Origin of the sequence: Roseateles noduli (assembly GCF_050626985.1) — a bacterium.
Classification (GTDB): domain Bacteria; phylum Pseudomonadota; class Gammaproteobacteria; order Burkholderiales; family Burkholderiaceae_C; genus Roseateles; species Roseateles noduli_A.
Genome location: NZ_CP192463.1, coordinates 2,849,177 through 2,875,428 on the forward strand (window position 1 = coordinate 2,849,177; position 26,252 = coordinate 2,875,428).

Sequence of the window (26,252 nt, forward strand, 5' to 3'; positions counted from 1 at the left end):
TCCCGAAGACGACCACAAGACGTCCGCAAGACGTCCCCAAGACGTCCACCACGCCCCCCGTCAGGAGCCCCCCCGATGAGACAACGTCCCTGCGCCCGTCCCCACCCGATGCTGCCGTGGCTGATGCCGATGGTGCTGGCCGTCGCCGGCACCTCGGCGATGGCCTACGACTGCACCGGCGTCACCGATTGGAACGCCGCCACCGCGTACAGCGGCAATGCGATCGTCAAGCAGACCAGCACCGCCTACCAGGCCAAGTGGTGGACGCAGAACAACCCGCCGGAGACGAACTCCGGGCAATGGGACGTGTGGAAGGTGCTGGGCGCCTGCGACGGTGGTGGCGGCGGCGGCACGAACAAGCCGCCGACGGTGGCGTTGAGCGCGCCGACCGCGGGCACCTCGCCGACCGCCGGTGACACCGTGACGCTGGCCGCGACTGCCGCGGACAGCGACGGCTCGGTCGCCAAGGTCGGCTTCTACGTCAACGGCGCGCTGGTCGCCGAGGACACCACCGCGCCGTTCAGCGTGAGCTGGACCGCGCGTGCCGGCGTGGCCGACATCACCGCCCGCGCCACCGACGACAAGGGCGCGACCACCGACACCGCCGCGCTGCGCGTCACCGTGCAGGGCCAGGTCACCGGCGACGAGCGCTGCCGCCCCGAGGGCCTCGCCACCACCGCCGGCACCGCGCCCGCCTACTGCAAGGTCTACGACGACCAGGGCCGCGAAAAGATGGGCGCGGACAAGCCGCGCCGCATCATCGGCTACTTCACCAGCTGGCGCACCGGCAAGACCGGCCAGCCCGCGTTCCTCGCGCACCAGATCCCGTGGGGTCAGGTCACGCACATCAACTACGCGTTCGCGCATGTGGACGCGGCCAACAAGCTTTCCGTCGGCAACACCGCCGACGCGACCAACCCCGCCACCGGCCTCACCTGGCCCGGCATCGCGGGCGCGGAGATGGACCCGGCTTATGCGTACAAGGGCCACTTCAACCTGCTCAACAAGTTCAAGAAGCAGTACCCCGCCGTCAAGACGCTGATCTCCGTCGGCGGCTGGGCCGAGACGGGCGGCTTCTACACGATGACGACGAACGCGGACGGCTCGACCAACACGGCCGGCATCAACGCCTTCGCCGATTCGGCGGTGGCCTTCCTGCGGCAGTACGGGTTCGACGGCGTCGACATCGACTACGAGTACCCGACGAGCATGAACAACGCCGGCAACCCGGTGGACTTCGCCATCAGCAACGCCCGGCGCGGCGCGCTGATGAAGAACTACGTCGTGCTGATGCGCACGCTGCGCGCGAAGCTCGACGCGGCCAGCCAGTCCGATCAGCGCCATTACCTGCTCACGATCGCGGCGCCCTCCTCCGCCTACCTGCTGCGCGGGATGGAGGCCTTCCAGGTCACGCAGTACCTGGACTACGTGAACATCATGAGCTACGACCTGCATGGGGCGTGGAACCAGTTCGTCGGACCCAACGCGGCGCTGTACGACGACGGCAAGGACGGCGAGCTCACCGCGTGGAGCTACTACAGCGCCACGCAGTACGCGCGCATCGGCTACCTCAACACCGACTGGGCGTACCACTACTTCCGCGGCGCGATGCCGGCGGGCCGCATCAACATCGGCGTGCCGTACTACACCCGCGGCTGGCAGGGCGTGACGGGCGGCACCAACGGCCTGTGGGGCCAGGCGGCCCTGCCCGACCAGAGCAAGTGCCCCGCCGGCACCGGCGGCGGCACCGTGCAGAAGTGCGGCAACGGCGCCGTCGGCATCGACAACCTCTGGCACGACCTCGACGTCTCCAGCAAGGAAGTGCCCGCCGGCTCCAACCCGATGTGGCATGCGATGAACCTCGCCTCGGGCCGCCCGGGCAGCTACCTCGCCGCCTACGGCCTGAATCCGGCGACCAACCCGGCCGACCAGTTGACCGGCACCTACGTCCGCAGCTACGACGCGACGCTGGTGGCGCCGTGGTTGTGGAACGCGCAGAAGAAGGTCTTCATCAGCACCGAGGACGAGCAGTCGCTGGGCGTGAAGGCGCAGTACGTGGCCGATCGCGGCATCGGCGGCGTGATGTTCTGGGAGTTCGCCGGCGACTACGCCTTCGACACGGCGCGCAACGAGTACTTCATCGGCAACACGCTGACGAGCGCGCTCTACAACAAGCTGAAGACGGCACCGGCCTACGGCAACCGCCTCAGCTCGGCGGCGCTGCCGGCGCAGACGCTGGACATCGCGTACGCGCTCGGCGGCTTCGCGCTCGGCGACAGCAACTACCCCATCACGCCCAAGCTCACGCTGACCAACAACAGCACGACGACGCTGCCCGGCGGCACGGAGTTCCAGTTCGACGTCCCCACCGCGATCCCGTCGACGGTGACGGACCAGAGCGGTTTCGGCCTCACGGTGATCAGCAACGGCTCGAACCCCGCGGGCAACAACATCGGCGGGCTGAAGAACGACTTCCACCGCGCCAGCTTCAAGCTGCCGTCGTGGCAAAGCCTGGCCCCCGGGGCCAGCGTGACGCTGACGATCAACTACTTCCTGCCGTCGACGATGCCCAGCAACTGGACCGTCACCGTGAACGGCCGCAGCTATGCGCTGGCGCAGGAAGCGCGCCGCGGCGCGGTGCCTGCCGCAGCACCGGCGGCGGCGGCGGCGAAGACCTCCGCCAAGACTTCGGCCGCGCGATGAACGACATCGGCGCCGGCCTCCCGGACCTCCCCACCACCACCCTTTGACCCACAGGAGATCGACATGAAGAGACAGATGGTCCGCCTCGGCGGCATCGCCCTGGCCGCCGCGATGGCCGCCGGCACCGCGCACGCCTACGACTGCACCAACGTGCCCGAATGGTCGGCGTCCGGCATCTACACCGGCACCTCCAACAGCTTCGCCAAGCAGAACAACGTCGCCTACCAGGCCAAGTGGTGGACGCAGAACGAAGCGCCCGCCACCCACTCCGGCCAATGGGACGTGTGGAAGTCGCTGGGCGCCTGCACCGGCGGCGGCACCGACACCACGCCGCCGACCGTGCCCTCGGGCCTGACCTCCAGCGGCATCACCAGCAGCAGCATCACGCTGAGCTGGGGCGCGTCCACCGACGCCGGCAGCGGCGTCAACAACTACGAGCTGCTGCGCGGCGGCTCCCTGATCGCGTCGCCCACGGCGACCAGCTACACCGATTCCGGCCTGTCGGCGGGGACCTCGTACAGCTACCAGGTCCGCGCGAAGGACAAGGCGGGCAATGTCTCCGGCCTGAGCAGCACGCTGCTGACCAGCACCGCCAGCAACGGCACCTGCGCCGCGGCGCCGGCCACGCCCTCGGGCCTGAGCTCGCCGTCCAAGACGTCCACCAGCGTCAACCTGGCCTGGAACGCCGTCGCCGCCGGCCCGAACTGCACGGTGCAGTACCGCGTCAACCAGGGCTCGACGCAGGTCGCGCAGGGCGCGGCCACCAGCGCCAGCGTCACCAACCTGACGGCCAACACGAACTACACCTTCACGGTCTCGGCCTTCAACCAGGCCGGCTCGTCGCAGCCGTCGGCGCCGATCACGGTGAAGACCGACACGCAGTCCACCGGCGACAAGGTGCTGCTGGGCTACTTCGCGCAGTGGGGCATCTACGGCCGCAACTACCACGTCAAGAACATCGACACGAGCGGCTCGGCGGCCAACCTCACGCACATCAACTACGCGTTCGGCAACGTCCGCAACAACGTCTGCGAAGTCGGCAAGATCATCCCGAGCAACGAGTCCACCGGTGAAGGCGGCGACGCCTTCGCCGACTACGGCAAGTCCTACGGCGCCGACCTCAGCGTCGACGGCGTGGCCGACACCTGGGACCAGCCGCTGCGCGGCAGCTGGAACCAGTTGAAGAAGCTCAAGGCCAAGTACCCGAAGATCAAGGTGCTGATCTCGCTGGGCGGCTGGACCTGGTCGCGCGGCTTCTCGAGCGCGGCGCGTCCGGAGAACCGCGTCAACTTCGTCAAGAGCTGCGTGGACGCCTACATCAAGGGCAACGTGCCGGTGACGGACGGCGCGGGCGGCCCGGGCGCGGCGGCCGGCGTGTTCGACGGCATCGACCTCGACTGGGAGTACCCGAACGCCTGCGGCCTGGCCTGCGGCACGGCCGAGGATCGCGCCAACTTCACCGGCCTGCTGGCCGAGTTCCGCAAGCAGCTGGACGCGGTGCGTCCGGGCCTGCTGCTGTCGATCGCGTCGGGCGCGGGCGTGGACAAGGTGCGGGCCTATGACCCGGACCAGATCCATCCGTACCTGAACTTCATCAACGTGATGACGTACGACTTCCACGGCGGCTGGGACACGATCACCGGGTTCCACTCGGCGCTGTACCCGCCGGCCAACGATCCGTCGACGGGTGACGTGAAGAAGTACAACACCAACGACGCGATGCAGGCCTTCCTGGACAAGGGCGTCCCGGCCTCGAAGCTGAACGTCGGCATCGGCTTCTACGGCCGCGGCTGGACCAACGTCCCCAACGTCAACAACGGCCTGTACCAGAGCGGCACGCCGGCCCCCGGCACCTACGAGGCGGGCAACGAGGACTACAAGGTCCTGAAGAACCTGCAGGGCTACACCAGCCGGATCGACGACGTCAGCAAGGCGCAGTGGATCTACAACGGCTCGACCTTCTGGAGCTTCGACACGCCGGCCACGATCGCCATCAAGATGGCCTACGTGAAGTCCAAGGGCTTCGGCGGCGCGTTCTTCTGGGAGTTCTCGGGGGACGATCCGACGGCCTCGCTGTCCAAGGCGATGGGCGCGGGCCTGAAGTAAGGCCTGAAGCCCTCCGGAGCGGCACCGGCCGCTCCCCCGACAGGGTGCCAAGAGCCCCCGCGCGGTCCTCCGCGCGGGGGCTTTTTTCATCCTGCCCTTTCCCCGCATTCCGCCCGCCCCCCCCCGCATTCCGGCCGCATTCCGCCCGCATTCCCCCTGCATTCCCTCCTGTGTTCCCTCCGGAATCCCCCTCCTGCCAGCGCGTGGCAGCTACCCCCAGGATCGCGATTGAATACTGTACGTTCATCCAGTATTCTCGTCCTACCCATTCAGCAGCCGAGCCACCGAGGAACCCGTCATGCGTCGCTACGAAGTCATCCTGGAACGAGTCATGGTCCCCTATCACCAGCGCGAGCTGGCATGCGTCATCGCGATGCAGGTGCTGGACGCCCGACTGGGCGGGCCGGCGGGCGTGGTGGACGCGTTCAACGCCGCGCGTGCGGTGACGGGCGGGGACACGCGGTGGCCCATCCCGGAAGCCGCATCCCGGGCCGACGTCGCCGCGGTGAAGCGCTGGCGCCGCGCCACGGAGGCGGCGCTGGATGCCATCGAGCAGGGCTTCGCGCACGTGTTCGTGGGCATGTCGGCGCAGGAGATCGAGCTCGCCCGCGCGGACGAGTCCCTCAGCATCGTCCCCCACCTGTTGGAGGTGCCGGCCCGCCTGCTGGCCGAGGCCCGCGTCGGACTGCCGTGGTCGGCGACGGCCGCGGTGGTCGTCAGCGCCGCGGCCCAGGCCGCGATGGTGCCGCCGCCCTCGATGCTGACGCACATGCCGACCCTGGCGCACGCGGCGATGATGGCCCATTGAGGCGCCGCGAGCCGCGAGGCCCGCGCCTGGAACACCGGGAACGCCAGGAACGCCTGAAGCGCCAAGCTCGCTTCAGGGGCGTTTCAGGGGCGCTTCAGGAGCCCGGCGACGGCTCCGCCAGCTCCGAGATCTCGATGAGGTTGAGGTCGGGATCCCGCAGGTAGACCGAGCGGATCTTTCCCGTCGCGCCGGTGCGCATCACCGGCCCTTCGATGATGGCCACCTGCAGCGCGTTCAAGCGTTCGATGACCTGATCCAGCGGGATCGACGCGATGAAGCAGAGGTCCAGCGCGCCCGGCACCGGCGTGTGCGCCTTGGGCTCGAACTCCCGGCCCTTCACATGCAGGTTGATCTTCTGCGACCCGAAGAGGAAGGCCTGGCGCGTGACCGGCGGCGTGCCGCCGACGAAGCGCTCCAGCCGCATGCCCAGCACCTCGGTATAGAAGCGGATGCAGTCCGCCTCATGGGCGGTCGTGAGGACCAGGTGGTCGAGGTGATCGATCAAGGCAGACTCCCGTCAGGCGACAACGCCGGGATTCTGCCTGCCCTCCTCAACTGGCGCGGAACACCAGCTCCTTGATCCGCGCCAGCCGCGGCGCCACCACGGGCACCGTCAGCATCGTCGACCCGACGGCCATCAGCAGCAGCGCGGTGAAGGTCTCGCTGGTGATGATCTGCTTGTCCAGCAGCACGTTGGCAAAGATGATCATGATCAGCGCCTTGGTCTGCAGCAGCCAGCCGATGATGCCGGCCTCGCCGGGCGCCCATCGCAGGATGCGTCCCGCCACGTGCGTGCCCAGCAGCTTGCCGCTGACCGACGCCGCCAGCAGCAGCGCCGCCGCCGCGAACACCGCGCCGCCCTCCAGTCCCCACTGCGTGCGCAGGCCCGTGCTGAGGAAGAAGACCGGCATGATCACCAGCAGCACGTGATGGCGCAGCGCGTCCATCTGTTCCTGGTCGAACCATTCGGCATCCATCACGACACCGGCCAGGAACGCCCCGACCATGTAGTGCAGCCCCGACCAGTCCGCGCCGAACGCGATCACCGCCAGCCAGACCAGCCCCACGTACCAGCGGTCCCGCGCGGGAATGGCGCGCATCAGGCGCCGGAACAGCACGGTCGCGATGGCGAATGCCGCCAGGAACAGCACCTGCTTGCCCACCCGCGACCAGTCCATCAGGATGATGGCGAGCACGGCCCAGATCAGGATGTCGTCCAGGCTGGCGTAACGGAGGATGCGCTGCCCGATCGGCTGGCGCAGGATCTCGAGTTTCTCCATCAGCAGGATGAGGATGGGCAGCGCCGTCACCGCGCACGCCATGCCGACGCCAACGATGAACTGCCAGGTCTGCGCCTGCGCGCCCATCCACTGCGTTCCCATGCCCAGCAGCACCACCGCGGCCACGGAGCCGAAGGCCATCGGCACGCCCAGCGCCAGGCCGGCCGTGATGCCGCTCTCGACGCGATGCACCCAGGCCTTCTTCAGGTCGAGCTCGATGCCGGCGATCCACACGAACAGCATCACCGCCCACCAGGCCACGCCGTTGAGCGACTGCACGACCGACGGGTTGAAGACGAACTGGTAGTACTCGGGGAAGGCCCGGCCGAGCACGCCCGGGCCGAGCAGGATGCCGGTGATGATCTGCACCACGACCAACGGCGCGAAGTAGTCCGTGCCCCCCAGTCGCCACACCAGGTAGGGGACGGTGAAGATGATCGCCATGGCGATCAGGAAGATCTCGGTCGTGCTCATCGGCGGCTCCTCTGCGCTGTCCGCCGCCCGGTGCGCCACAGCGCCCGGGCAGTCGATGACAACGTTGTCTCTCAGGGATTCGATTGTGAGGGGCACGCCCCCGCAATCACCGCCCTCGCTTTCCCTAGGCTCTTATGAAAGCGGTTTCAGAGGATTTCACTCCGGCAGCCCGGCGCCGGCAATAGGGGCTCTCCCGCTGGTCGCGGCGATCAGGCCGAGCACGCGGCCCGGCTCGGCGCCGACCATGTCCCAGGTGAAGCGCCATTCCCAGTTGCCGCCGAGGGTGCCGGGGATGTTCATGCGATGGGCGCTGTCCAGGCCCAGCACGTCTTGCAGCGGATAGACCGCCACGTTGGCCACCGAGTTCGCGCAGGCGCGGATCATGGCCCAGTGGATGTCGTGGTCGCCGCAGGCCAGGTATGCGGCGACGTAGGCGCGTTCGTGGGCGCTGGCCTGGTTCCACCAGCCGCGCACCGTGTCGTTGTCGTGCGTGCCGGTGTAGCAGACGGCCGCGCGCGGCCAGTTGTGCGGCAGGAACTCGTGCCCGCCGTCGCCGCCGAAACCGAACTGGAGGATCTTCATCCCGGGATAGGCCAGCGCGTCGCGCAGCTCATGCACGTCGGGCGTGATGAATCCCAGGTCCTCGGCCACGATGGGCAGCTGGCCCAGCGACTTCGCGATCGCGTCGAACAGCGCCTTGCCCGGACCGGTCTTCCAGACACCGCGCGTCGCGTCGGGGCTGTCGGCGGGGATCTCGTAGTAGGCCGCGAAGCCGCGGAAGTGGTCGATGCGGAACACGTCGGCCGAACTCAGCATGCGCTTGACGCGCGCGGTCCACCACGCGAAGTGCTCGTGGGCCATCTTGTCCCAGCGGTACATCGGATTGCCCCAGCGCTGACCGGTCGCGGCCATCGCGTCCGGCGGCACGCCGGCGACGACGGTGGGCTGGAAGTGCTCGTCGAACTCGTACAGGTCGGGACGGGCCCAGCAATCGGCGCTGTCGTGGGCGACGAAGATCGGCAGGTCGCCCATGATGTGGACGCCGCGTTCATTCGCGTAGGCCTTCAGCGCGCCGACCTGGACGTCGAAGCACCATTGCACAAACTGCCAGAACGCGACCTCGTCCGCGTACTGCTCGCGGGCAGCCACGAGCGCGCGCGGCTCGCGCGCGGCCAGGTCGCGCGGCCAGTCCCACCAGCCCTGCCCGTCGCGTCGCGAGCGGATCGCCATGAACAGCGCGTAGTCCTGCAGCCAGTCGCGCTGCGACACGCACCAGAGTTCATAGGCGGCGCGGTCGGTGGCCGCGCCCGTCGTGAAGAAGCCCTGCGCGGCGGCGCGCAGCTGCTGCTCGCGCCACGGCAGCACGCGGCCGTAATCGACGCGTGCCGCGTCGAAGCCGCCTTCGGGCGGCACCGGCTGTGCGAGCCAGCCCTTGGCCACCAGCGGCTCCAGGGCCACCAGCCACGGATTGCCGGCGAAGGCCGACACGCCCTGATAGGGACTCTCGCCCGGGCCGATCGGGGTGCTGGGCAGCCACTGCCAGATCGACTGGCCGGCCGACTGCAACCAGTCGACGAAGTGGTAGGCCCCGGGCCCGAAGTCGCCGGCGCCGTTCGGGCCGGGCAGCGAAGTGACGTGCAGCAGCACGCCGGATTGGCGTTTGTGGAGGTCGATCGTCATGGTGTCGCTCTGAGGGGTTCTGCGGAATTCTCGATGCACAGCAGCAGGCTGCGCGCGGGCGCCGTGAGCGCGGTGAAGGCATCGTCGCCCAGGGGCGCGGCCGTGAGTTCGCCGCTGCTGTCCAGCAGCAGGCGCCACGCGCCGGCAGACACGATCGCGCCGGCTGCATGGGCTGCATCGGCTGCATCGGCCACGGCGGCCGGCAGCGTGAAGCGGCGGGGCGTCGCCGAGGGATTGGCGATCAGCAGCAAGCGCTCGCGGCCATCGCTCAGCAGCACGGCGAGCGCCGGCGCTTCGTCATCGCGCCAGTCCGGATCGCGCATCGCATGTCCATCGGGATGGAACCAGCGCAACGCCGGGCGGTCGATCGCGCCTGTGCCCGTGTCCGGTGCGGCCTCGGTCTCATCGGCCCCATCGGCCTGCGGCGCGGCAAACCAGCGCGCGTGACGAAGCAAAGGGTGCGTGCGGCGCAGCCGCGCGAGTTCAGCGGTGAACGCGATCAGCGCCTCGTCGGCGTTCGGCCAGTCGAGCCAGCCGATCTCGTTGTCCTGGCAGTACGCGTTGTTGTTGCCGCCCTGCCCGTTGCCGAACTCGTCGCCCGAGTACAGCATCGGCGTGCCCTGCGACAGCAGCAGCGTCGCGAGCATCGCGCGCCGGGCGCGCTCGCGCGCCTCGCGGATGTGGGGATGGTCGGTCGGCCCTTCCACGCCGAAGTTGCCGCACAGCTCGCCGTCGCGGCCGTCGCGGTTGTCTTCGCCATTGGCCTGGTTGTGCTTGCGGCTGTAGCTGACGAGGTCGTTCAGCGTGTAGCCGTCGTGCACCGCCAGGAAGTTGATCGAGGCCAGCGGCGAACGCGCCCCCCGCTCGTCGCCCGGCCCTTGCGGATGGAACACATCGCGCGACGCGGTGAAGCGTCGCGCGAATTCGGCGCGGCCGATTGTCGTGCCGTCCGGCCCGTGGCCGAGCCAGAAGCCGCGCGCCGCATCGCGGAACTTGTCGTTCCATTCCATGAATCGGCCCGGGAAACGTCCGAGCTGATAACCGTCCGGCCCGACGTCCCAGGGCTCGGCGATCAGGTGCACCTGGGAGAGCAGCGGATCCTGCCGCAGCGCCGTGTAGAAGGCCGCCTGCGGATCGTGCCCCGCCGCCGTGCGGCCCAGCACCGGCGCGAGGTCGAAGCGGAAGCCGTCCACGCCCATCTCGCCGACCCAGAAGCGCAGCGAGTCCAGCACGAGTTGCGCGACGCGCGGGTGCTCGACATTGACGGTGTTGCCGCAGGCGGTCAGGTTCTCCATCCGCGAGGGATCGTCGGCCTGCAGCCGGTAGTAGCTCTTCTGGTCGAGCCCGCGCAGCGACAGCGTCGGCCCCCACTCGTTGCCCTCGGGCGTGTGGTTGTAGACGACGTCGAGCACGACTTCCAGTCCGGCCTCGTGCAGCGCCCGGACCATCGCGCGGAACTCGGCGGCGACGGCGGTCGGGTCGTGGCGCACGGCGGCGGAGGCCAGCCGCGGATCGGGCGCGAAGAAGCCCAGCGTGTTGTAGCCCCAGTAGTTGCGCAGCCCGGTGCCGGAGAGATGCGGCTCGTCGACGGCGAACTGCACCGGCAGCAGCGACAGCGTGGTCACGCCGAGCCGCTTGAAGTGCGCGATCGCCACCGGATGCGCGAGCGCGGCATAGCTGCCTCGCAGCGCCTGCGGGATCTGCGGATGGCGCATCGAGAAGCCCTTCACATGGACCTCGTAGAGCACCACGTCGCGCGGCGCATGACGCGGCGCATTGGCGCGCGGACTCGGGCCGGCGGGCGGCGCGGCGACACGCGCCTTCAGCGCGGTCGCGCCGTTGTCGCGCTCGTCCAGCGCGAGCGGGCCGTCCGGATGGCCGAAGGGGTAACCGTGGTCCTCGGGCAGGTTGCGGAACTCGCCGACGATCTCGCGCGCGTACGGGTCCAGCAGCAGCTTGCCGGCGTTGAAGCGGTGCCCCTCGCGCGGCGCGTGCGGGCCGTGCGCGCGCAAGCCGTAGAGTTGGCCCGCCCGCGCGCCGGGCAGGAAGCCGGTCCACACGCCGTCGACCGGCTCGTCCAGCGCATACCGTTTCAGCTCGACGGTCCCGGTCTCGTCATAGAGGCACAGATCGACGCCCGTCGCGTGGGCCGAGAACACCGCGACGTTGACGCCCCCGTCGCGGACGGTGGCGCCCAGCGGCTCATGGCGGCCCGCTGACAAGGCCTCTGGGAAGACGGTCATCATGGTTCGAAGTATCTCTCAGGCGTTCACAGGAATGTAGTTTCACTACATCGGGTAATCCCGAATTCGATTGCAAGCTGTTGATTTCATGAGATTCATTGATTAAACGCGGGGCGAGTCCGCGTTGTGAATCGCTGGTCTGGCATGTATATTCTCTACAAACAAGGAGACACCCCGTGGCGGATGTGAAGCTGCAAGCCGTGGCCAAGGCCTATGGCGAGACCAAGATCCTGCATGGCATCGACCTGGAGATCCGGGACGGTGAATTCATGGTCTTCGTCGGTCCGTCGGGCTGCGGCAAGTCGACGCTGCTGCGCACGATCGCGGGCCTGGAGGACATCACCGGCGGCGAGCTGCGCATCGGCGGCCGGCTGGTCAACGACGTGCCGCCGGCCGAGCGCGGCATCGCGATGGTGTTCCAGAGCTACGCGCTCTATCCCCACATGAACCTGTACGACAACATGGCGTTCGGGTTGAAGCTGGCGAAGGTGCCCAAGGACGAGATCGACCGCGCGGTGCGCTACGCCGCGCGCATCCTGCACATCGAGCACCTGCTGGAGCGCAAGCCCAAGGACCTGTCCGGCGGGCAGCGCCAGCGCGTGGCCATCGGCCGCGCGATCGTGCGCAAGCCCGAGGTCTTCCTCTTCGACGAGCCGCTGTCCAACCTCGACGCCGCGCTGCGCGTGCGCATGCGCTACGAGTTCGCGAAGCTGCACGAGGACCTGAAGACCACGATGGTCTACGTCACCCACGACCAGGTCGAGGCGATGACGCTGGCGGACCGCATCGTCGTGCTGAGCGCCGGCACCATCGAGCAGGTGGGCACGCCGCTGGAGCTCTACGAGCATCCGGACAACCTCTTCGTGGCCGGTTTCATCGGCAGCCCGAAGATGAACTTCATCGAGGCCGAGATCGTGACGGCCGGCGCCGACCATGCCACGGTGCGATTGAGCGATGGCGCGACGATCCGCACGCGCGTCGACGCGTCGCGCGCGAAGGCCGGCGACAAGGTCACGCTGGGCCTGCGACCGGAGCACTTCGAGGTCGGCGGCGACGCCAACCTGATCGCCAGCACGGTGACCTTCGTCGAATCGCTGGGCGGCGTGACGCATGCGTACTGCGCCTATCCGGGCGTCGAGGACGCGCTGACCTGCGAATTCGACGGCAGGACGCGCGTGCGCGCCGGCGACACCCTGCAACTGCACCTGCCGCCGGACCTCTGCTATCTCTTCGACGCACAGGGCCTGGCGTTCAAGCGGCTCGGGGCGGCGCAATGACGCGGCCCTTCACGGCGTCCTTCACGCGCCCTGCCTCTCGTGCAGGCGGGCGCGTGGCGGTGGCGCGCGTCGCGCTCGTCACGCTGGCGGCGGTCGCGCTGCTCGGCGGCTGCGAGAAGGTCGCCGCGCAGACCGCCCCCAAGCTGCTGGTCTGGATCAACGGCGACAAGGCCTACAACGGGCTGCAGAAGGTCGGTGACGCGTTCGAGCGCGAGTCCGGTGTGAAGGTCGTCGTCGAGCATCCGGTCGACGCGCCCGAGAAATACACGCAGGCGGCCGGCGCCGGCAAGGGGCCGGACGTCTTCTGCTGGCCGCACGATCGCGTCGGCGAATGGGCCAAGGCCGGGCTGCTGACGCCGGTCCAGCCGCGCAAGGCGCTCTACGACGAGGTGGAGTCCGCCGCGTGGCAGGCCTTCCGCTACCAGGGCCGCCTCTGGGGCTACCCGATCGCGATCGAGACGACCGGCCTCATCTACAACAAGGCACTGGTGAGCAAGCCGCCCGCGACCTGGGATGAACTGATCGCCGTCGACAAGCAGCTGCGCCAGCGCGGCAAGCACGCGATCCTGTGGGACTACAACAAGAGCTTCTTCACCTGGCCGATGTTCGCGGGCGCCGGCGGCGTCATCTTCGGACGTGACGCGCAAGGCGACTTCGATGCGCGCCAGGTCAAGGTCAACAACGACGGCGCGCTGGCCGCGGGCCAGATGCTGGAGCGACTGATCACCGAGGGCGTGATGCCGCGCGGCGCGCGTTACTCCGAGATGGAATCGGGCTTCGCGCGCGGCGAGGTCGCGATGATGATCTCCGGCCCCTGGGCCTGGGAGAACGCGCGCAAGGCCGGCATCGACATCGGCGTCGCGCCGATCCCGGCGGTGGTGGCGGGCAAGCCGTCCAAGCCCTTCGTCGGCGTGCTGGGCTGCATGATCTCGGCGCCGTCGAAGAACAAGGACCTCGCGCGTGAGTTCATCGAGCACCACTTGATGCGCCCCGCCTCGCTGAAGGTCCTTGACGCCGACGTGCCGATCGGCGTTCCAGCCAACAAGGCCTTCTACCAGCAGCTGTCGGTGAACCCGCTGATCCGCGCGAGCATGGAGAACGCGCGCGCCGGCGAGGCCATCCCCAACATCCCCGAGGTGGGGCGTTTCTGGACCGCGATGGACGCGGCGCTGGAGGCGATCACCAACGGCCTGCAAAGCCCCAAGGACGCGCTGGACGGCGCGTCGGGCCGGATGCTGCTGAAGCAATGAACGCCACGACCGCATCGACTCCGGCACCGTCAGGCGCCCTGTCCAGTTCCAGGGCCGCCGCCCTGCCCGGCTCGCCGCTGTCCGAGGCCTACACGCGCCAGCCGCCCGGCGTGCTCGACCGGATCACCCAGGCGCTGTACTGGCCGACGATGGCCGTGATCGCGCTGGGGGCGCTGTACCTCGTCTTCATGCTGTACGCGGCCGGGCTGACAAGCTGGGCGCTCGGCGTGCTGCTGCTCTTCGGCACGGGCTTCGCGGTCTATCTGTCGAAGGCCGGCTTCGCCTACCGCTACCTCTTCCCCGGCGTGGCCGGGATGCTGCTGTTCATCGCGTTCCCGCTGGCGTACACGACGCAGATCGGCTTCACCAACTACTCGTCGGCCCACCTGCTGAGCCAGGAACGCGTGCGCGAGTTCCTGCTCGACCAGCACGACACGGCGCTCGAGGCCGTGCGCGACTACAGCGTGCACGGCGCCGGCAGCGACTTCCGCGTGGTGCTGCGCGACCCGTCGAATGGCACGGCGCAATTCGTCTCTCCGCCGCTGGCGCTGCGCCAGGGCACGAAGCCGGTCGACGTCGCGATGCAGGCGACCGGACCGGCCGATGCGACGCTGGGCACCGCGCTCACGCTGAAGGAACTGGTCGAGCACCGCCAGGCGCTGGCGCAACTGCGCTTGCGGCTGCCGGGCGAAAGCGGCGGCACGGCGGCCACCGGCGGCGCGGGCGACGCCTCGACGCTGCGCTACCTCGGCCTGCGCGAGTTTGGCCCGATCCGGCCCCACTTCGAGGAGCAGTCCGACGGCAGCTTGAAGCGCGTCGCCGACGGCGCCCTCTTCCGCCCGGACGCGAGCACCGGCTACTACGAAGGCCAGGGCGCGGCGGCGGGCACGCACCTGGCGCCCGGCTACAAGGTCATGGTCGGCGCGCAGAACTACAAGCGCATGCTGTTCGACGCGGAGTTCCGCGGCCCCTTCCTGTCGATCTTCGGCTGGACGGTGGTGTTCTCGCTGCTGACGGTGGTCTTCGCGACGGCGATCGGCATGATGCTGGCGGTGCTGCTGAACTGGGAGGACCTGCGCTACCGCACGACCTACCGCACGCTGCTGTTCCTGCCCTACGCGGTGCCGGGCTTCATCTCGATCCTGGTGTTCAAGGGCCTGTTCAACCAGAACTTCGGCGAGATCAACGCGATCCTGGACGCGCTCTTCGGCGTGCGGCCGGCGTGGTTCGCGGACCCGTCGCTGGCGCGGACGATGCTGCTGATCGTCAACGTGTGGCTGGGTTATCCGTACGTGATGATCCTGTGCACGGGGCTGCTGAAGGCGATCCCCTCGGACCTGTACGAGGCCTCGGCGCTCGCGGGCGCGGGGCCGCTGACCAACTTCTTCAAGATCACGGCGCCGCTGATCATCAAGCCGCTGTCGCCGCTGCTGGTCTCGGCCTTCGCGTTCAACTTCAACAACTTCGTGCTGATCGCGCTGCTGACCGATGGGCGGCCGGACTACCTGTCCACCAAGATCCCCGCGGGGCAGACCGACATCCTGGTCAGCTACACGTATCGCATCGCGTTCCGCGACTCGGGCACGGACTTCGGCCTGGCCGCGGCCATCTCGACGCTGATCTTCGTGCTGGTCGCGGGGATGTCGCTGCTCAACCTGCGCCTGATGCGCAACGCCAACCGCTGACGCGGCCGAAGGACAAGGACACGACATGGCCATCGTTCGAGGCAAACAGGCGCGCTGGCGCGTCATCGCGGCGCATGTGCTGCTGTGGGTGTTCCTGGCGATCACGCTGTTCCCGCTGCTGGCGGTGGTGTCGATCTCGCTGCGGCCGGGCAACTTCGCCACCGGCAGCCTGATCCCGACGACGATCAGCCTGGAGCACTGGCAGCTGGCGCTGGGCATTCCGTACCAGGCGGCGGACGGCTCGCTGGTGCAGCCGCCCTTCCCGGTGCTGACGTGGCTGTGGAACTCGATCAAGGTGGCGACGATCTCGGCGGTGCTGATCGTGGCGATCTCGACGACGGCGGCCTACGGTTTCGCGCGGCTGAAGTTCCCGTTCAAGGCCAGCATCCTGAACAGCATGCTGCTGCTGCAGATGTTCCCGGCGGTGCTGGCGCTGGTGGCGATCTACGCGATCTTCGAGACCATCGGCACCTTCGTGCCGTGGCTGGGCATCGAGACGCACGCGGGCGTGATCGTGGCCTACCTGGGCGGCGTGGCGACGCACATCTGGACGATCAAGGGCTACTTCGAGACGATCCCCGTGGAGATCGAGGAGAACGCCAAGGTCGACGGCGCGTCGCACTGGCAGGCGTTCCGGCTGGTGCTGCTGCCGATGGCGGTGCCGATCCTGATGGTGGTGTTCGTGCTGGCCTTCATCGGCTGCATCATCGAGTACCCGGTGGCGTCGGTGCTGCTGCGCGAGGAATCCAACCTCACGCTGGCGGTGGGGTCGAAGTACTTCCTGCACGACCAGCGCTTCCTGTGGGGCGACTTCGCGGCCGCGGCCGTGCTCTCAGGCCTGCCGATCACGGCGGTGTTCCTGCTGGCGCAGCGGTGGATCGTGTCGGGGCTGACGGCGGGTGGGGTGAAGGGCTGAGGCCCTGCTGCGTTCAACGCGCCTGGGCAAGGCACGCTGCGATCCAGCTCAAGTTCATTCCGAATGCGTTCCCTCGCCATCAAGCCCCGTGCGCATCGCAACCCATTCCGCGTGTGTGCATCGCTTCACGTAACTTTGCGAAACGTGCCAGGCCTTGCCTGGCAAGGGCCCTCACGCGGCCTTGACGACGAGTGACACGGATCCGTCATGCGTGATTTCTAGAGTGCGCGGCGTTTCGAACAGCCTCCTCCCCGAGGCCCACGAACACAGCCATCGCCACCACTCCAGGACTCCCATGCGACACAGCAAATCCACCGCGCTGAACGCCTCGCTCACCCTCGTTGCCGCCGCCATCCTGGCGGCCTGCGGCTCCGATAGCGACACCCAGTCGCCGAGCGTCACGATCAACGGCGTCGTCACCGCCACCAGCTTCACCGCCGGCAGCGCGACCGATCCCAAGATCGACCCCGCCTACTACGTCGGCGCCAAGGTCTGCGTCGACACCAACGGCAACGGCGTCTGCGACACCGCCGAGAACCCCGTCGTCACCGACGCCAAGGGCCACTTCTCGCTGACCCTGCCGGCCAACGCCGCGCTGATCGCCGACATCGGCACCGACGCCACGCTGTCCACCACCGGCGCCAAGGTCTCGAGCCGCGACGTGCTGCGCGCGTCGCTGGACCAGGTCATCGAGCAGGCCGGCAACGTCGTCATCAGCCCGCTGTCGTCGGAAGTGCAGCGCCTCGTCGAGGCCAACGGCACCAGCTACGCGACCGAGAAGCAGACCGTCGCCACGCGCATCGGCGTGTCGCTGGCCAACGTGCTGGCCGACGCGAGCACCGTCACCGGCGCCGAGCAGGTCGCCCTGCTGGCCGAGTCCAAGGCCCTGGACAACCGCTTCACCTACGCGATCACCAAGCTCGACCGCGGCGACCTGTACCCCGACGCGCTGGCCGCGCCCGGCGGCGATCCGCGTCTGGCCGGCGCCGCCAACGTGAGCGTCGCCACCGCGCCCACCGGCACCGACGCCCGCACCAAGATCACCTTCGCGCAATCGCAGCAGGCCGCGTTCGCGCTCGAAGGCGTGCCGCGCTACGACCACATCTTCATCGTGATGCTGGAGAACAAGGCCACGCTGTCGATCAAGGGCTCGCCGTGGGCGCCCAAGATCAACGCGCTGCTCGCCGCCGGCAACCAGCTGACCAGCTACTACGCCACCGGCAACCCGTCCGAGCCGAACTACACGGCCCTCGGCGGCGCCGACGACTTCGGCATCACCGACGACAGCCAGTGGAACTGCGACGCCACCGGCGCCAATGCGGTCCAGGACCTGCCGCTGCCCGACAAGACCCAGCCGGGCCTGGCGAGCTCGCCGTTCGCGGCCAGCTGCACGCAGACCGCGGCGATCAACCACAACATCGTCGGCAAGCCCAACCTGTTCAACGCGATCACGGCCGCCGGCATGACCTGGCGCACCTACAGCGAGTCGATGAACCCGGGCCAGGACTTCCGCACCGACTCCGTCGCCGACGCCGCCGTCACGGCCGCCGACAACGTCTACGCGCCGGGCACGATCAACGGCAACACCGCCGCGGTCGGCACCGCCGGCCTGACGCTGCCGATGCCCGCCGGCCTGTACAAGACCAAGCACCATCCGGGCATGGCCTACCAGAACGTCCGCAGCGCGCCGGAGTTCAAGTACAGCAACCGCACCATGGGCGGCGGCCAGTGGGACGCCAACCTCAAGAGCAGCTCCGCCTACGCCATGCCGGCCAACTACGACGTCGACCAGCTCGGCACCGACCTGGCCAGCGGCAAGGTCGGCACGCTGAACTTCCTGGTCCCCGACCAGTGCGACGACATGCACGGCATCAGCGTCATCGGCAAGCTGGCCAGCGGCAGCACCGCCACGGCCAGCGACTGCGGCAGCGTCGCCAACAACGTGGCGCAGAGCTCGGCGGCCAACATCATCACGCGCGGCGACAACTACGTCGACGCGCTGGTGAAGAAGATCCAGGCCTCGCCGCTGTGGAAGAACCCGGCCAAGCGCGTCGCCATCGTGCTGATGTTCGACGAAGGCAGCGCCACCTCGGGCTTCAACTCCTGCTGCGGCTGGAACGTGTCCAACAGCGCGGTGGCCAAGCCGGTGGTCGTCGATCCGAAGACCGGCGCGGTCACGGTCGACGCCAGCATCAACAACTACACCAAGGGCAACCGCGGCCACGGGCAGAGCATCTTCGGCATCCTGACCAACCAGGCCGACGCACCCAAGGGCGTGTCCGACGGCGATGCCTACAGCCACTTCTCGTTCGTGCGCACGCTGCAGGACATGTTCCAGCTGGCCGACCCGGCGGTGGATGCGTCGTACATGAACCGCTCGAAGTACACCGAGAAGTTCATCGCGGCCAACATCCTCAACCTGCCGGAGTACGCCGGCAGCGCCGACACCCACTTCGACTCGGTGCGCGCGATCAACCATGCGTGGAAGGCCCCGGCCAACTACACGCAGAAGCAGTCGTCCGACGTGAACACGGCCGCGCAGATCGGCGCCGACGCGGTCCAGACCAACGTCTGGGCGCTGAAGAAGTAATCGCGGTCCGCCGCGTCTGAAGCCGGCGGCGCGCGAGCGCCGCCGGCCCTCTCATTGCCTTCCCTGCTTGCCATGCGTGACCTCCTCTTCCCTGTGCGCGGCGCGATTGACGCCTTTGTCGGCGCGTGCGTGTGCGTCGGCCTCGGCGCCCTGCTCGCCGCCTGCGGTCCGTCCGGCAAGACCGACGCCGATGTCGCCGCATCGGGCGCGGCATCAAGCGCCGCATCGGACGCTGCGTCGAATGCCGCCGTCGGCACCGCGCTGAACCCGGTCACGCCGCTGAGCCCCATCGCGCAGGTCGGTCAGAAGATGTTCTTCGACGCGACGCTGTCGGGCTCCGGCCGCATGGCCTGCGCGACCTGCCACGCTCCCAAGAATGCCTACGGCCCGCCGAACGATCTGTCGGTGCAACTCGGCGGCCCCGATCTGAAGAGCGCCGGCTTACGCGCCGTGCCGTCGCTGCGCTACAAGGACGCGACGCCGCCCTACGCGGACCTGCTCGACAACCCCGACGGCGTCAGCGTGCCCGGTCCCGGCGGCGGCTTCGCGTGGGACGGCCGTGCGGCGACGCTCGCCGAGCAGGCGGGCCTGCCGCTGCTGGACCCGAACGAGATGGCCAACGCCAGCGCCGCCGACGTCGTCAAGAAGCTGCAGGCCGGCCCGTATGCCGAGCAGTTCCGGCAAGCCTTCGGCGCGCGGATCTTCGAGGACGCCGATCAGGCCTTCGCCGCCGCCGGCAAGGCGCTGCAGGCCTTCCAGCTGGAGGACGTCAGCTTCCATCCGTACTCGAGCAAGTTCGACCTCTACATCGGCAACAAGATCGGCGGCGTGCTGACCGCGGCCGAGGCGCGCGGCCTGAAGGTCTTCGCCGACCCGAACGGCGGCAACTGCGCGTCCTGCCACTACCAGGGCGCCGGCCTGAACGGCAGCACGGCGATCTTCACGGACTTCTCCTACGAGGCGATCGGCGTCCCGCGCAACGCGGCCATTCCGGCGAATGCGGACCCGGCCTACGCCGACATCGGCCTGTGCGGTCCGCTGCGCACGGACCACGCGCCGGTGAAGGGCAACACCTTCTGCGGCATGTTCAAGTCGCCGACGCTGCGCAACGTGGCGACGCGCGGCAGCTTCTTCCACAACGGCATCTTCCATTCGCTGGAGCAGACGATCCGCTTCTACAACACGCGCGACACGATGCCCGAGCTCTGGTATCCGACGGTGGGCGGCACGCCCAAGGCGACGCCGGATCCCGACTTCCCGACCTACGGCCTGATCACCACGCAGTACGTCGGCGGCAAGGTGCGCAAGTTCGACGATCTGCCTCCGCAGTTCGTCGGCAACATCGACTCGCAGATGCCCCTGGACGGCCGCGCGGCGCACAGCAAGCCGCCGATGTCGGAGCAGGACATGCCGACCTGCTCTGCTTCCTGAACACGCTCAACGACAAGGACACCCAGCCGGCGAAAGCGCCCGCGCCGGGAGCCTGCACGTCGTGATGAGCTCTTCCGAATCCCCCATGTCCATCTTCCGCATGACCGCCGTTTCCGTCCCTCGTGGCGCTCCGCGTCGCGCTCTGCATCGCCTGACGCGCGCCGCCGGTCTCACTACGGCGGCGCTCACGCTGTCCGTGCTCGCCGCCTGCTCGCGGCCCGCGCAGCCGGCCGGCCCCACGGCCGCGGCCGAGCCGACCGCCGATCACTTCGTGCAGGGCATGCAGGACTACCTCGCCAAGCGCGGCGACCTGTGCCTGGCCAAGAACGAGTGGCCCATCGACCTGACCCAGCGCGAGATCGACGCGGGCGCGCGCAACGCGCTGCAGATGCCCGTGCTGGAGCGGCTGGGGCTGGCGAGTTCGACGGTGGCGGAGGTCGACGTGAAGGACGACAACGAGGTGTCGCACCACATGAAGGTCCGCCGCTACGCGCTGACCGAGAGCGGCAAGCAGTTCTACGTGATGCGCGAGCAGCCTCGCCCTGACGGCGGCAAGGAGACGCGCGGCGACTTCTGCGCGGCCAAGCTGAGTCTGGACAAGGTCGTGCATTGGGAGCTCGGCGGCGAGGGCAAGGACCGGCACGCGATCGTCAGCTACACCTACCAGGTCAAGGCTGCGCCGTGGACCGGCGATGCCGAGCTGCAGAAGGTGTTCCCCGTCGTGGCGCAGGTGATCCGCGGCGCGGGCAGCGCGCAACTGCAGGAGACGTTCAAGAAGACGGAGACCGGTTGGGTCGCCGTGGACCTGCTCTGAGGCGCGCGGCGACATGACGACCGTCGTGCGTTTTCCTCCCGCGCTGGGCGACTGGGTCCGCCAGCATCTGGACAACGGCGTGGCGCCGGACGAGCTGCGCGGCGCGCTGCAGGAGCGCGACATCGCGGCCGAGGCGGCGCAGGCGATCGTCGAGGCGTTCGTGCGTGCGCGTCGCGGGGAGCGCGCGATGCCGGTGGATCAGGTCGAGCTGTCACCCACGCCGATGCCGACGGGCATGTCGACAGGGACGCCGACGGGAATGCTGATGGCATCGGCCCTCGACGGCGCACCGCCTTACCGGTACGAGACACCGCGCTTTCGCCCCGGCACATCGCTGGTGACGGACAACCGCCTTGTGCGCGTGGCCGCGCGTGCGGAGCGACCGATGCTGGCGGTGCTCAACGGCGTCTTCAGCGCGGAGGAGTGCGAGGAGGTCATCGCCCTGGCGCGAGGGCGCCTGCGGCCTTCGACGCTCGTCGATCCGCGCACGGGGCGCGACGTCGTGAGCGGCTTGCGCAGCAGCCTCGGCATGTTCTTCCGCCCGGCCGAGACCCCGCTGATCGCGCGCCTGGATCGGCGCATCGCGGAGATCATGAACCTGCCGGTCTCGCACGGCGAAGGGCTGCAGATCCTGCACTACCCCGAAGGCGCCGCCAGCGCACCGCACTATGACTTCCTGGTGCCGTCGAATCCAGCCAACCAGGCGTCGATCGCGCGCAGCGGGCAGCGCGTCAGCACGCTCGTCACCTACCTGAACGACGTGCCCGCCGGCGGCGAGACGGTGTTTCCGGCGGCGGGCTGGGCGGTCTCGCCGCAACGGGGGAACGCCGTCTACTTCGAGTACGCCAACTCACACGGCGAACTGGACCACGCCTCGCTGCACGCCAGCAGCGCGGTCACGCGCGGCGAGAAGTGGGTGGCGACGAAGTGGATGCGGGAGCGGGCGTTCGTGAGCGCTTGAATCAGCGCCCTCGTCGAGCCGCAGGGTCAGGCCTTGCGCGCCACCCGCAGTCGCCGCATCACCGGCTCATTCAGCTGCTTCGCCAGCGCATTCCACTTCGCGCTGACCTTGTCGATCTTCGCCAGCAGAATGTGAACACCCAATCCGACGAATGGCATCGCCTTTTCCTCCCGAGTTCAACCGCCGTATCGGCTTTTTTTTCGAGCGCGGATTCTGCACTGGGGGAATGAAGGCGCCAAGGCGGCCGAAGGTCATGCCGGAAACGACAAAGGCGCCACACGGGCGCCTTCGGATCGGGGTCGAGGAACGGAACGTCGGCTCAGTGCACCAGGCCGATCCATTCGCCGCGGCGCTGGTAGGCGTCGAACAGTTCTTGCGCGGCCGCCTGCAGCCGCGCGTCGCCGCGGGCGTGCGCGGTGTTCAGGCGCTCCAGCGCGTAGAGGCGGTCGTACAGCATGCGCGTCGGTTGCAGGGTCAGGCCTTGTCCGGCCATCAGGTCCTGCAGCGCGAACAGCTCGTCCATGCTGGCCGTGCCGGCCACCGTCAGGCCGAGATCCGGCACCAGTCCCCAGGGAGCCTGGGCGGTTTCGGGCATCAGGTGCGGCGGGATGGTGGTGTGCATGGCGGCCTCGGAACGATTCATGTCGGCGTGGGAGGGATCATGAATCGGGCCGGAAAAAACTTGAGCGGGAAAAGCGGGGTCTTTCCCGGTCAGTTCATCGGATCACCCGTCGGGGTGATCCATCGAAGCGACCCATCGTCCTCGCGTCCTCGCGCACGGCTTCCGCCAGCCGCCGGGCACCGCTCAGGTCCGCGGCTTGGCGATGAAGCCCGACAGGTCGGTGCACCAGACGGCCGACGGCACGTCGAGCTCGTTGAGCGCCAGCACGTCGATCCGCGCGTCCGTCAGCATCTTGGCCGAGGCCGTGTTGAGGCCGATCTGGTGGTCCTTCTTCTCCAGGTAGACCACCCGCTGGATGCCCACCTGGATGATGGACTGCACGCAGCGCGGGCACGGGTACTGCGTCGTGTAGATGGTGCTGCCGGTCAGCGGCAGCACGACGCAGTTGAGGATCGCATTGACCTCGGCATGCACGATGTAGCTGTGGCGCGAGTTGGCCGGATCGGCGTCGTCGTCGGACCAGTAGGCGGGGTCGTTGTCGTCGCAGCCGCGCGGCAGGCCGTTGTAGCCCACCCCGACGATCTTGTAGTCCGCGCTGGCGATGCAGGCGCCGTTGCGCTTGCGGCTGTCCTTGGAACGGGCGCTGGCCAGCAGGGCCACACCCATGAACATCGAATGCCAGTCGATCAGCGGTTGGTTGTCCATGACGGGAGCGGGAACGCGGAGGTCCAGGAAGGCGGAGAAGTGTAGTGGAGCGGTCGGGGCGCCGCGGCACGCGGGACGTCGACCCGGCGAACCCATCGCGGAGCGGGCGAACCGCCGCGTCGGTTTTCTACAAGACCCGGCCGCCGCCTTGTCCGACAGTGAGGCCATTCCCACCCCGCCAAGGAGCCGACATGAACACCGCCATCCATCCGTTCCGGATCGAGATCGCCGACTCGCAGATCGACGACCTTCGCGCCCGCCTCGCCGCCACGCGCTGGCCGCAGCCGGTCGTGCGCGATTTCAGCCACGGCCAGGCCGTGTCGCTGGTGCGCGAGCTGGCCGACTACTGGCGCGACGGCTTCAACTGGCGCGCCCAGGAAGCGCGCCTGAACGCGCTGCCGCAATTCACGACGGAGATCGACGGCCAGACCCTCCACTTCATCCACGTGAAGTCGCCGGAAGCGCAGGCCTTTCCGCTGATCCTGACGCACGGTTGGCCGAGCTCCCCGGCCGAGTACCTGGACCTCATCGGTCCGCTGACGGACCCGCGCGGCCACGGCCGCGACGATGCGCCGGCCTTCGACCTGGTCATCCCGTCGGTGCCGGGCATGGGCTTGTCGTCGCCACTGGCGGCTGCGGGCTGGGATGCCGCCCGCACCGCGGCCGCCTGGGACACCTTGATGAAGCGCCTGGGCTACGAGCGCTACGGCGCGCAGGGTGGCGACGTCGGCGCGCTGGTCGCTCGGGAGATGGGCATCCTCGCGCCGGAAGGTTTGGCTGGCGTCCACGTCCAGCAGATCTTCGCGTTCCCCGCCGGCTCGCCCGACGAGATGCAAGACCTGACCCCGTTCGAGATGTCGGGGTTCGAACGCCTGGGCTACTTCAGGAAGTACGCCGCTTATGTCGACATCCAGTCGAAGCGGCCCGGCACCCTCGCATTCGGCCTGGTGGATTCGCCGGCGGCGCTGCTGGCCTGGAATGCCGAGCTGTTCTTCGGCTTCGAAGGAGAACGCGCCGCCGAGGTCGACCGCGACCGCTTCCTCACCCACCTGTCGCTCTACTGGTTCACCGGCACCGGCGGGCAGGCGGCCGAGATGTACTTCGCCAACGCCGCCAGCGGCGCGGGTTATCGCGACCTGCCCAATCACACGCCGACGGCCGTGGCCGTGTTCCCCGACGACTTCCGCTCGGTCCGAAGCTTCGCGGCGCGCTCGCATACCCGGCTGCTACAGTGGACCGAGATGCCGCGCGGTGGCCACTTCGCCAACGAAACGGACCCGCAACTGGTCGTGGACGACCTGCGCCGATTCTTCGGCGCGCTGCGGGCGCAAGCGTCCCGAACACCCCGAGAGGGTCTGGATGGAAGGACCGATCGCTGAGGAGGAGCGTCCGGCGGATTCGCCCCTGGTGGCGAAGGTCCGCCGCGTCCGGCATCTCGCGGACAACCGCGAGACGGCCTTGCCCGACGGTTCGTGGGACCTGCTGTTCGTGCGCCGCGGCGACGGCCCGGTGACCGTGATCCAGACCGGCCAGATTGCCGCCCCGCTCACGATCGACAACCGCGCGGGCGACGAGATCCTCAGCATCGCCTTCAAGACCGACGTCTACATGCCGCGCCTGCCCGGGCGGCTGATGGTCGGCCAGGGCGTGGTCTGCCCGGTCGACCGGCGGGGGCGCTTCCACCTCGGCGAAGAGCGCTTCGAGATCCCCCGCTTCGACAGCGCCGAGCAGCTCGTGGCGGCGCTGGCCCGCCAGGGCGTGCTGGAGCGGGATCCGGTCGTCCTGCGGGCGATGCAGGGCGCGCGGCAACGGCAACGGCTCGACGAACGCAGCATCCAGCGGCACTTCGCGGAGGTGGCGGGGCTCGGTCTCAAGACGCTGCAGCAGATCGCGCGCGCCCACCGGGCCGCCGAACTGCTGCGCCAGGGGTGGACCGCGTCGCAGGTCGCCGCCGAGCTCGGCTTTTCCGATCAGGCGCACATGAGCCACTCGCTGAAGCGGCTGCTCGGGAAGACGCCGAGAGAGATCGCGCAAGGATTGTCGCCAGCGGTACGTTGAAAGCGCCCTTCCTATTCGGGATGTTGCATTTCCTAGGTACTTGTGGACTTCTACATGGCGTTTCCAACGCACGCGCCCATCGAGCACCTCGGCAGCGCGCCATGGCACTGCGCCGATGGACAAGCCTGCGGCCTACTTGGCGACCAGCACACCCTTGTTCGCCAACGCATCCGCGCGTTCGTTGCCCGGATCGCCGGCGTGGCCCTTGACCCAGCGCCACTCGACCGTGTGCAGCTTGCGCAGCGCCTCCAGGCGCTGCCACAGGTCGGCGTTCTTCACCGGCTTGCCGTCCGCCGTCTTCCAGCCGCGGCGCTGCCAGCCCGCGATCCACTCGGTCATGCCCTTGCGGACGTACTCGCTGTCCGTGTAGATCACGATGTTGCAGCTGCGCTTGAGCGAGGTCAGCGCCTCGATCACCGCCGTCAGCTCCATGCGGTTGTTCGTCGTGTTGCGCTCGCCGCCGAACAGCTCCTTCTCGTGGTCGCCGCTCTTGAGCCACGCGCCCCAGCCGCCCGGGCCCGGGTTGCCCTTGCAGGCGCCGTCGGTGTAGATGACGACGGGCGGCTTGGCGATCTTCGGCGCGGCGGGAGCGGGAGCAGGAGAAGCGGAGGTATCGGTCATGAAGGAGTCGGAAAGGAACGGGGAACGT

At 68.8% G+C, this 26,252-nt stretch carries 20 protein-coding genes and 1 pseudogene; 13 read left to right on the forward strand and 8 right to left on the reverse strand.

What is annotated here, in order from left to right:
- The first annotated feature begins 75 nt into the window (after positions 1 to 75).
- The 3 genes from ACQ4L4_RS12525 to ACQ4L4_RS12535 all read left to right on the forward strand — a co-directional run bounded on the left by ACQ4L4_RS12525 (position 76) and on the right by ACQ4L4_RS12535 (position 5,617).
- Positions 76 to 2,703 carry a chitinase C-terminal domain-containing protein gene (locus tag ACQ4L4_RS12525; RefSeq protein ID WP_431104540.1) on the forward strand — a complete coding sequence of 876 codons (2,628 nt, stop codon included), beginning with the start codon at positions 76 to 78 and terminating at the stop codon, positions 2,701 to 2,703.
- Positions 2,704 to 2,766: 63 nt separating this feature from the next.
- Positions 2,767 to 4,809 carry a glycosyl hydrolase family 18 protein gene (locus ACQ4L4_RS12530; RefSeq protein ID WP_431104541.1) on the forward strand — a complete coding sequence of 681 codons (2,043 nt, stop codon included), beginning with the start codon at positions 2,767 to 2,769 and terminating at the stop codon, positions 4,807 to 4,809.
- 298 nt (positions 4,810 to 5,107) lie between these two features.
- A complete protein-coding gene (locus ACQ4L4_RS12535; RefSeq protein ID WP_431104542.1) occupies positions 5,108 to 5,617 on the forward strand; it encodes a hypothetical protein in 510 nt (169 codons plus the stop codon).
- A 94-nt stretch (positions 5,618 to 5,711) separates the two neighbouring features.
- Here ACQ4L4_RS12535 and ACQ4L4_RS12540 read toward each other — a convergent pair whose 3' ends face one another.
- The 4 genes from ACQ4L4_RS12540 to glgX all read right to left on the reverse strand — a co-directional run bounded on the left by ACQ4L4_RS12540 (position 5,712) and on the right by glgX (position 11,294).
- Positions 5,712 to 6,122 (reverse strand): VOC family protein, encoded by a 411-nt coding sequence (locus tag ACQ4L4_RS12540; RefSeq protein WP_431104543.1) that lies wholly within the window; start codon positions 6,120 to 6,122, stop codon positions 5,712 to 5,714.
- A 46-nt stretch (positions 6,123 to 6,168) separates the two neighbouring features.
- Positions 6,169 to 7,371, reverse strand: a complete 1,203-nt coding sequence (locus tag ACQ4L4_RS12545; RefSeq protein ID WP_431104544.1) for a cation:proton antiporter — start codon at positions 7,369 to 7,371, stop codon at positions 6,169 to 6,171.
- A gap of 156 nt (positions 7,372 to 7,527) precedes the next feature.
- Complete coding sequence (gene malQ, locus ACQ4L4_RS12550; RefSeq protein ID WP_377153130.1) at positions 7,528 to 9,051, reverse strand: 4-alpha-glucanotransferase; 1,524 nt, start codon at positions 9,049 to 9,051, stop codon at positions 7,528 to 7,530.
- A complete protein-coding gene (glgX, locus tag ACQ4L4_RS12555) occupies positions 9,048 to 11,294 on the reverse strand; it encodes a glycogen debranching protein GlgX (RefSeq protein WP_431104545.1) in 2,247 nt (748 codons plus the stop codon). Before glgX ends, malQ begins: the two co-directional genes overlap by 4 nt.
- A 176-nt stretch (positions 11,295 to 11,470) precedes the next feature.
- Between glgX and ACQ4L4_RS12560 the strand changes: the two genes are divergently transcribed.
- The 8 genes and pseudogenes from ACQ4L4_RS12560 to ACQ4L4_RS12595 all read left to right on the forward strand — a co-directional run bounded on the left by ACQ4L4_RS12560 (position 11,471) and on the right by ACQ4L4_RS12595 (position 22,218).
- The gene (locus ACQ4L4_RS12560; protein WP_431104546.1) at positions 11,471 to 12,571 is read left to right on the forward strand and encodes an ABC transporter ATP-binding protein; all 1,101 of its coding nucleotides are present in this window, start codon (positions 11,471 to 11,473) and stop codon (positions 12,569 to 12,571) included.
- Between the two features lie 53 nt (positions 12,572 to 12,624).
- On the forward strand, positions 12,625 to 13,821 hold the full coding sequence (malE, locus tag ACQ4L4_RS12565) for a maltose/maltodextrin ABC transporter substrate-binding protein MalE (RefSeq protein WP_431104547.1): 1,197 nt from the start codon (positions 12,625 to 12,627) through the stop codon (positions 13,819 to 13,821).
- Positions 13,818 to 15,506, forward strand: a complete 1,689-nt coding sequence (gene malF / locus ACQ4L4_RS12570; RefSeq protein ID WP_431104548.1) for a maltose ABC transporter permease MalF — start codon at positions 13,818 to 13,820, stop codon at positions 15,504 to 15,506. The genes malE and malF overlap by 4 nt, the downstream gene beginning before the upstream one ends.
- Positions 15,507 to 15,531: 25 nt before the next feature.
- The gene (malG, locus tag ACQ4L4_RS12575) at positions 15,532 to 16,422 is read left to right on the forward strand and encodes a maltose ABC transporter permease MalG (RefSeq protein WP_377153118.1); all 891 of its coding nucleotides are present in this window, start codon (positions 15,532 to 15,534) and stop codon (positions 16,420 to 16,422) included.
- 295 nt (positions 16,423 to 16,717) lie between these two features.
- Positions 16,718 to 19,012, forward strand: a complete 2,295-nt coding sequence (locus tag ACQ4L4_RS12580) for a phosphoesterase (RefSeq protein ID WP_431104549.1) — start codon at positions 16,718 to 16,720, stop codon at positions 19,010 to 19,012.
- A 72-nt stretch (positions 19,013 to 19,084) separates the two neighbouring features.
- A pseudogene (locus ACQ4L4_RS12585) lies at positions 19,085 to 20,508 on the forward strand (cytochrome-c peroxidase).
- Positions 20,509 to 20,528: 20 nt separating this feature from the next.
- Positions 20,529 to 21,257, forward strand: a complete 729-nt coding sequence (locus ACQ4L4_RS12590) for a hypothetical protein (RefSeq protein WP_431104550.1) — start codon at positions 20,529 to 20,531, stop codon at positions 21,255 to 21,257.
- A gap of 13 nt (positions 21,258 to 21,270) precedes the next feature.
- Positions 21,271 to 22,218, forward strand: coding sequence for a 2OG-Fe(II) oxygenase (locus tag ACQ4L4_RS12595; protein ID WP_431104551.1), 948 nt, complete (start codon positions 21,271 to 21,273; stop codon positions 22,216 to 22,218).
- A 26-nt stretch (positions 22,219 to 22,244) separates the two neighbouring features.
- Here the strand turns inward: ACQ4L4_RS12595 and ACQ4L4_RS12600 are convergent, their stop codons facing one another.
- The 3 genes from ACQ4L4_RS12600 to ACQ4L4_RS12610 form a co-directional block, all read right to left on the reverse strand.
- Entirely contained in the window at positions 22,245 to 22,376 is a 132-nt protein-coding gene (locus ACQ4L4_RS12600; protein ID WP_431104552.1) for a hypothetical protein, read from the reverse strand.
- 161 nt (positions 22,377 to 22,537) lie between these two features.
- Positions 22,538 to 22,840: a hypothetical protein gene (locus tag ACQ4L4_RS12605; protein ID WP_431104553.1), complete on the reverse strand. Its 303-nt coding sequence runs from the start codon at positions 22,838 to 22,840 to the stop codon at positions 22,538 to 22,540.
- 183 nt (positions 22,841 to 23,023) lie between these two features.
- The gene (locus ACQ4L4_RS12610; RefSeq protein ID WP_431104554.1) at positions 23,024 to 23,545 is read right to left on the reverse strand and encodes a deoxycytidylate deaminase; all 522 of its coding nucleotides are present in this window, start codon (positions 23,543 to 23,545) and stop codon (positions 23,024 to 23,026) included.
- Positions 23,546 to 23,736: 191 nt separating this feature from the next.
- On the opposite strand from ACQ4L4_RS12610, the gene ACQ4L4_RS12615 reads away from it, so the two are divergent.
- Complete coding sequence (locus ACQ4L4_RS12615) at positions 23,737 to 24,924, forward strand: epoxide hydrolase family protein (RefSeq protein ID WP_431104555.1); 1,188 nt, start codon at positions 23,737 to 23,739, stop codon at positions 24,922 to 24,924.
- Positions 24,905 to 25,603 carry a helix-turn-helix domain-containing protein gene (locus ACQ4L4_RS12620; RefSeq protein ID WP_431104556.1) on the forward strand — a complete coding sequence of 233 codons (699 nt, stop codon included), beginning with the start codon at positions 24,905 to 24,907 and terminating at the stop codon, positions 25,601 to 25,603. The genes ACQ4L4_RS12615 and ACQ4L4_RS12620 overlap by 20 nt, the downstream gene beginning before the upstream one ends.
- Before the next feature lie 132 nt (positions 25,604 to 25,735).
- On the opposite strand, the gene rnhA is transcribed toward ACQ4L4_RS12620, so the two are convergent.
- Complete coding sequence (rnhA, locus tag ACQ4L4_RS12625) at positions 25,736 to 26,224, reverse strand: ribonuclease HI (protein WP_431104557.1); 489 nt, start codon at positions 26,222 to 26,224, stop codon at positions 25,736 to 25,738.
- Positions 26,225 to 26,252 lie beyond the last annotated feature (28 nt).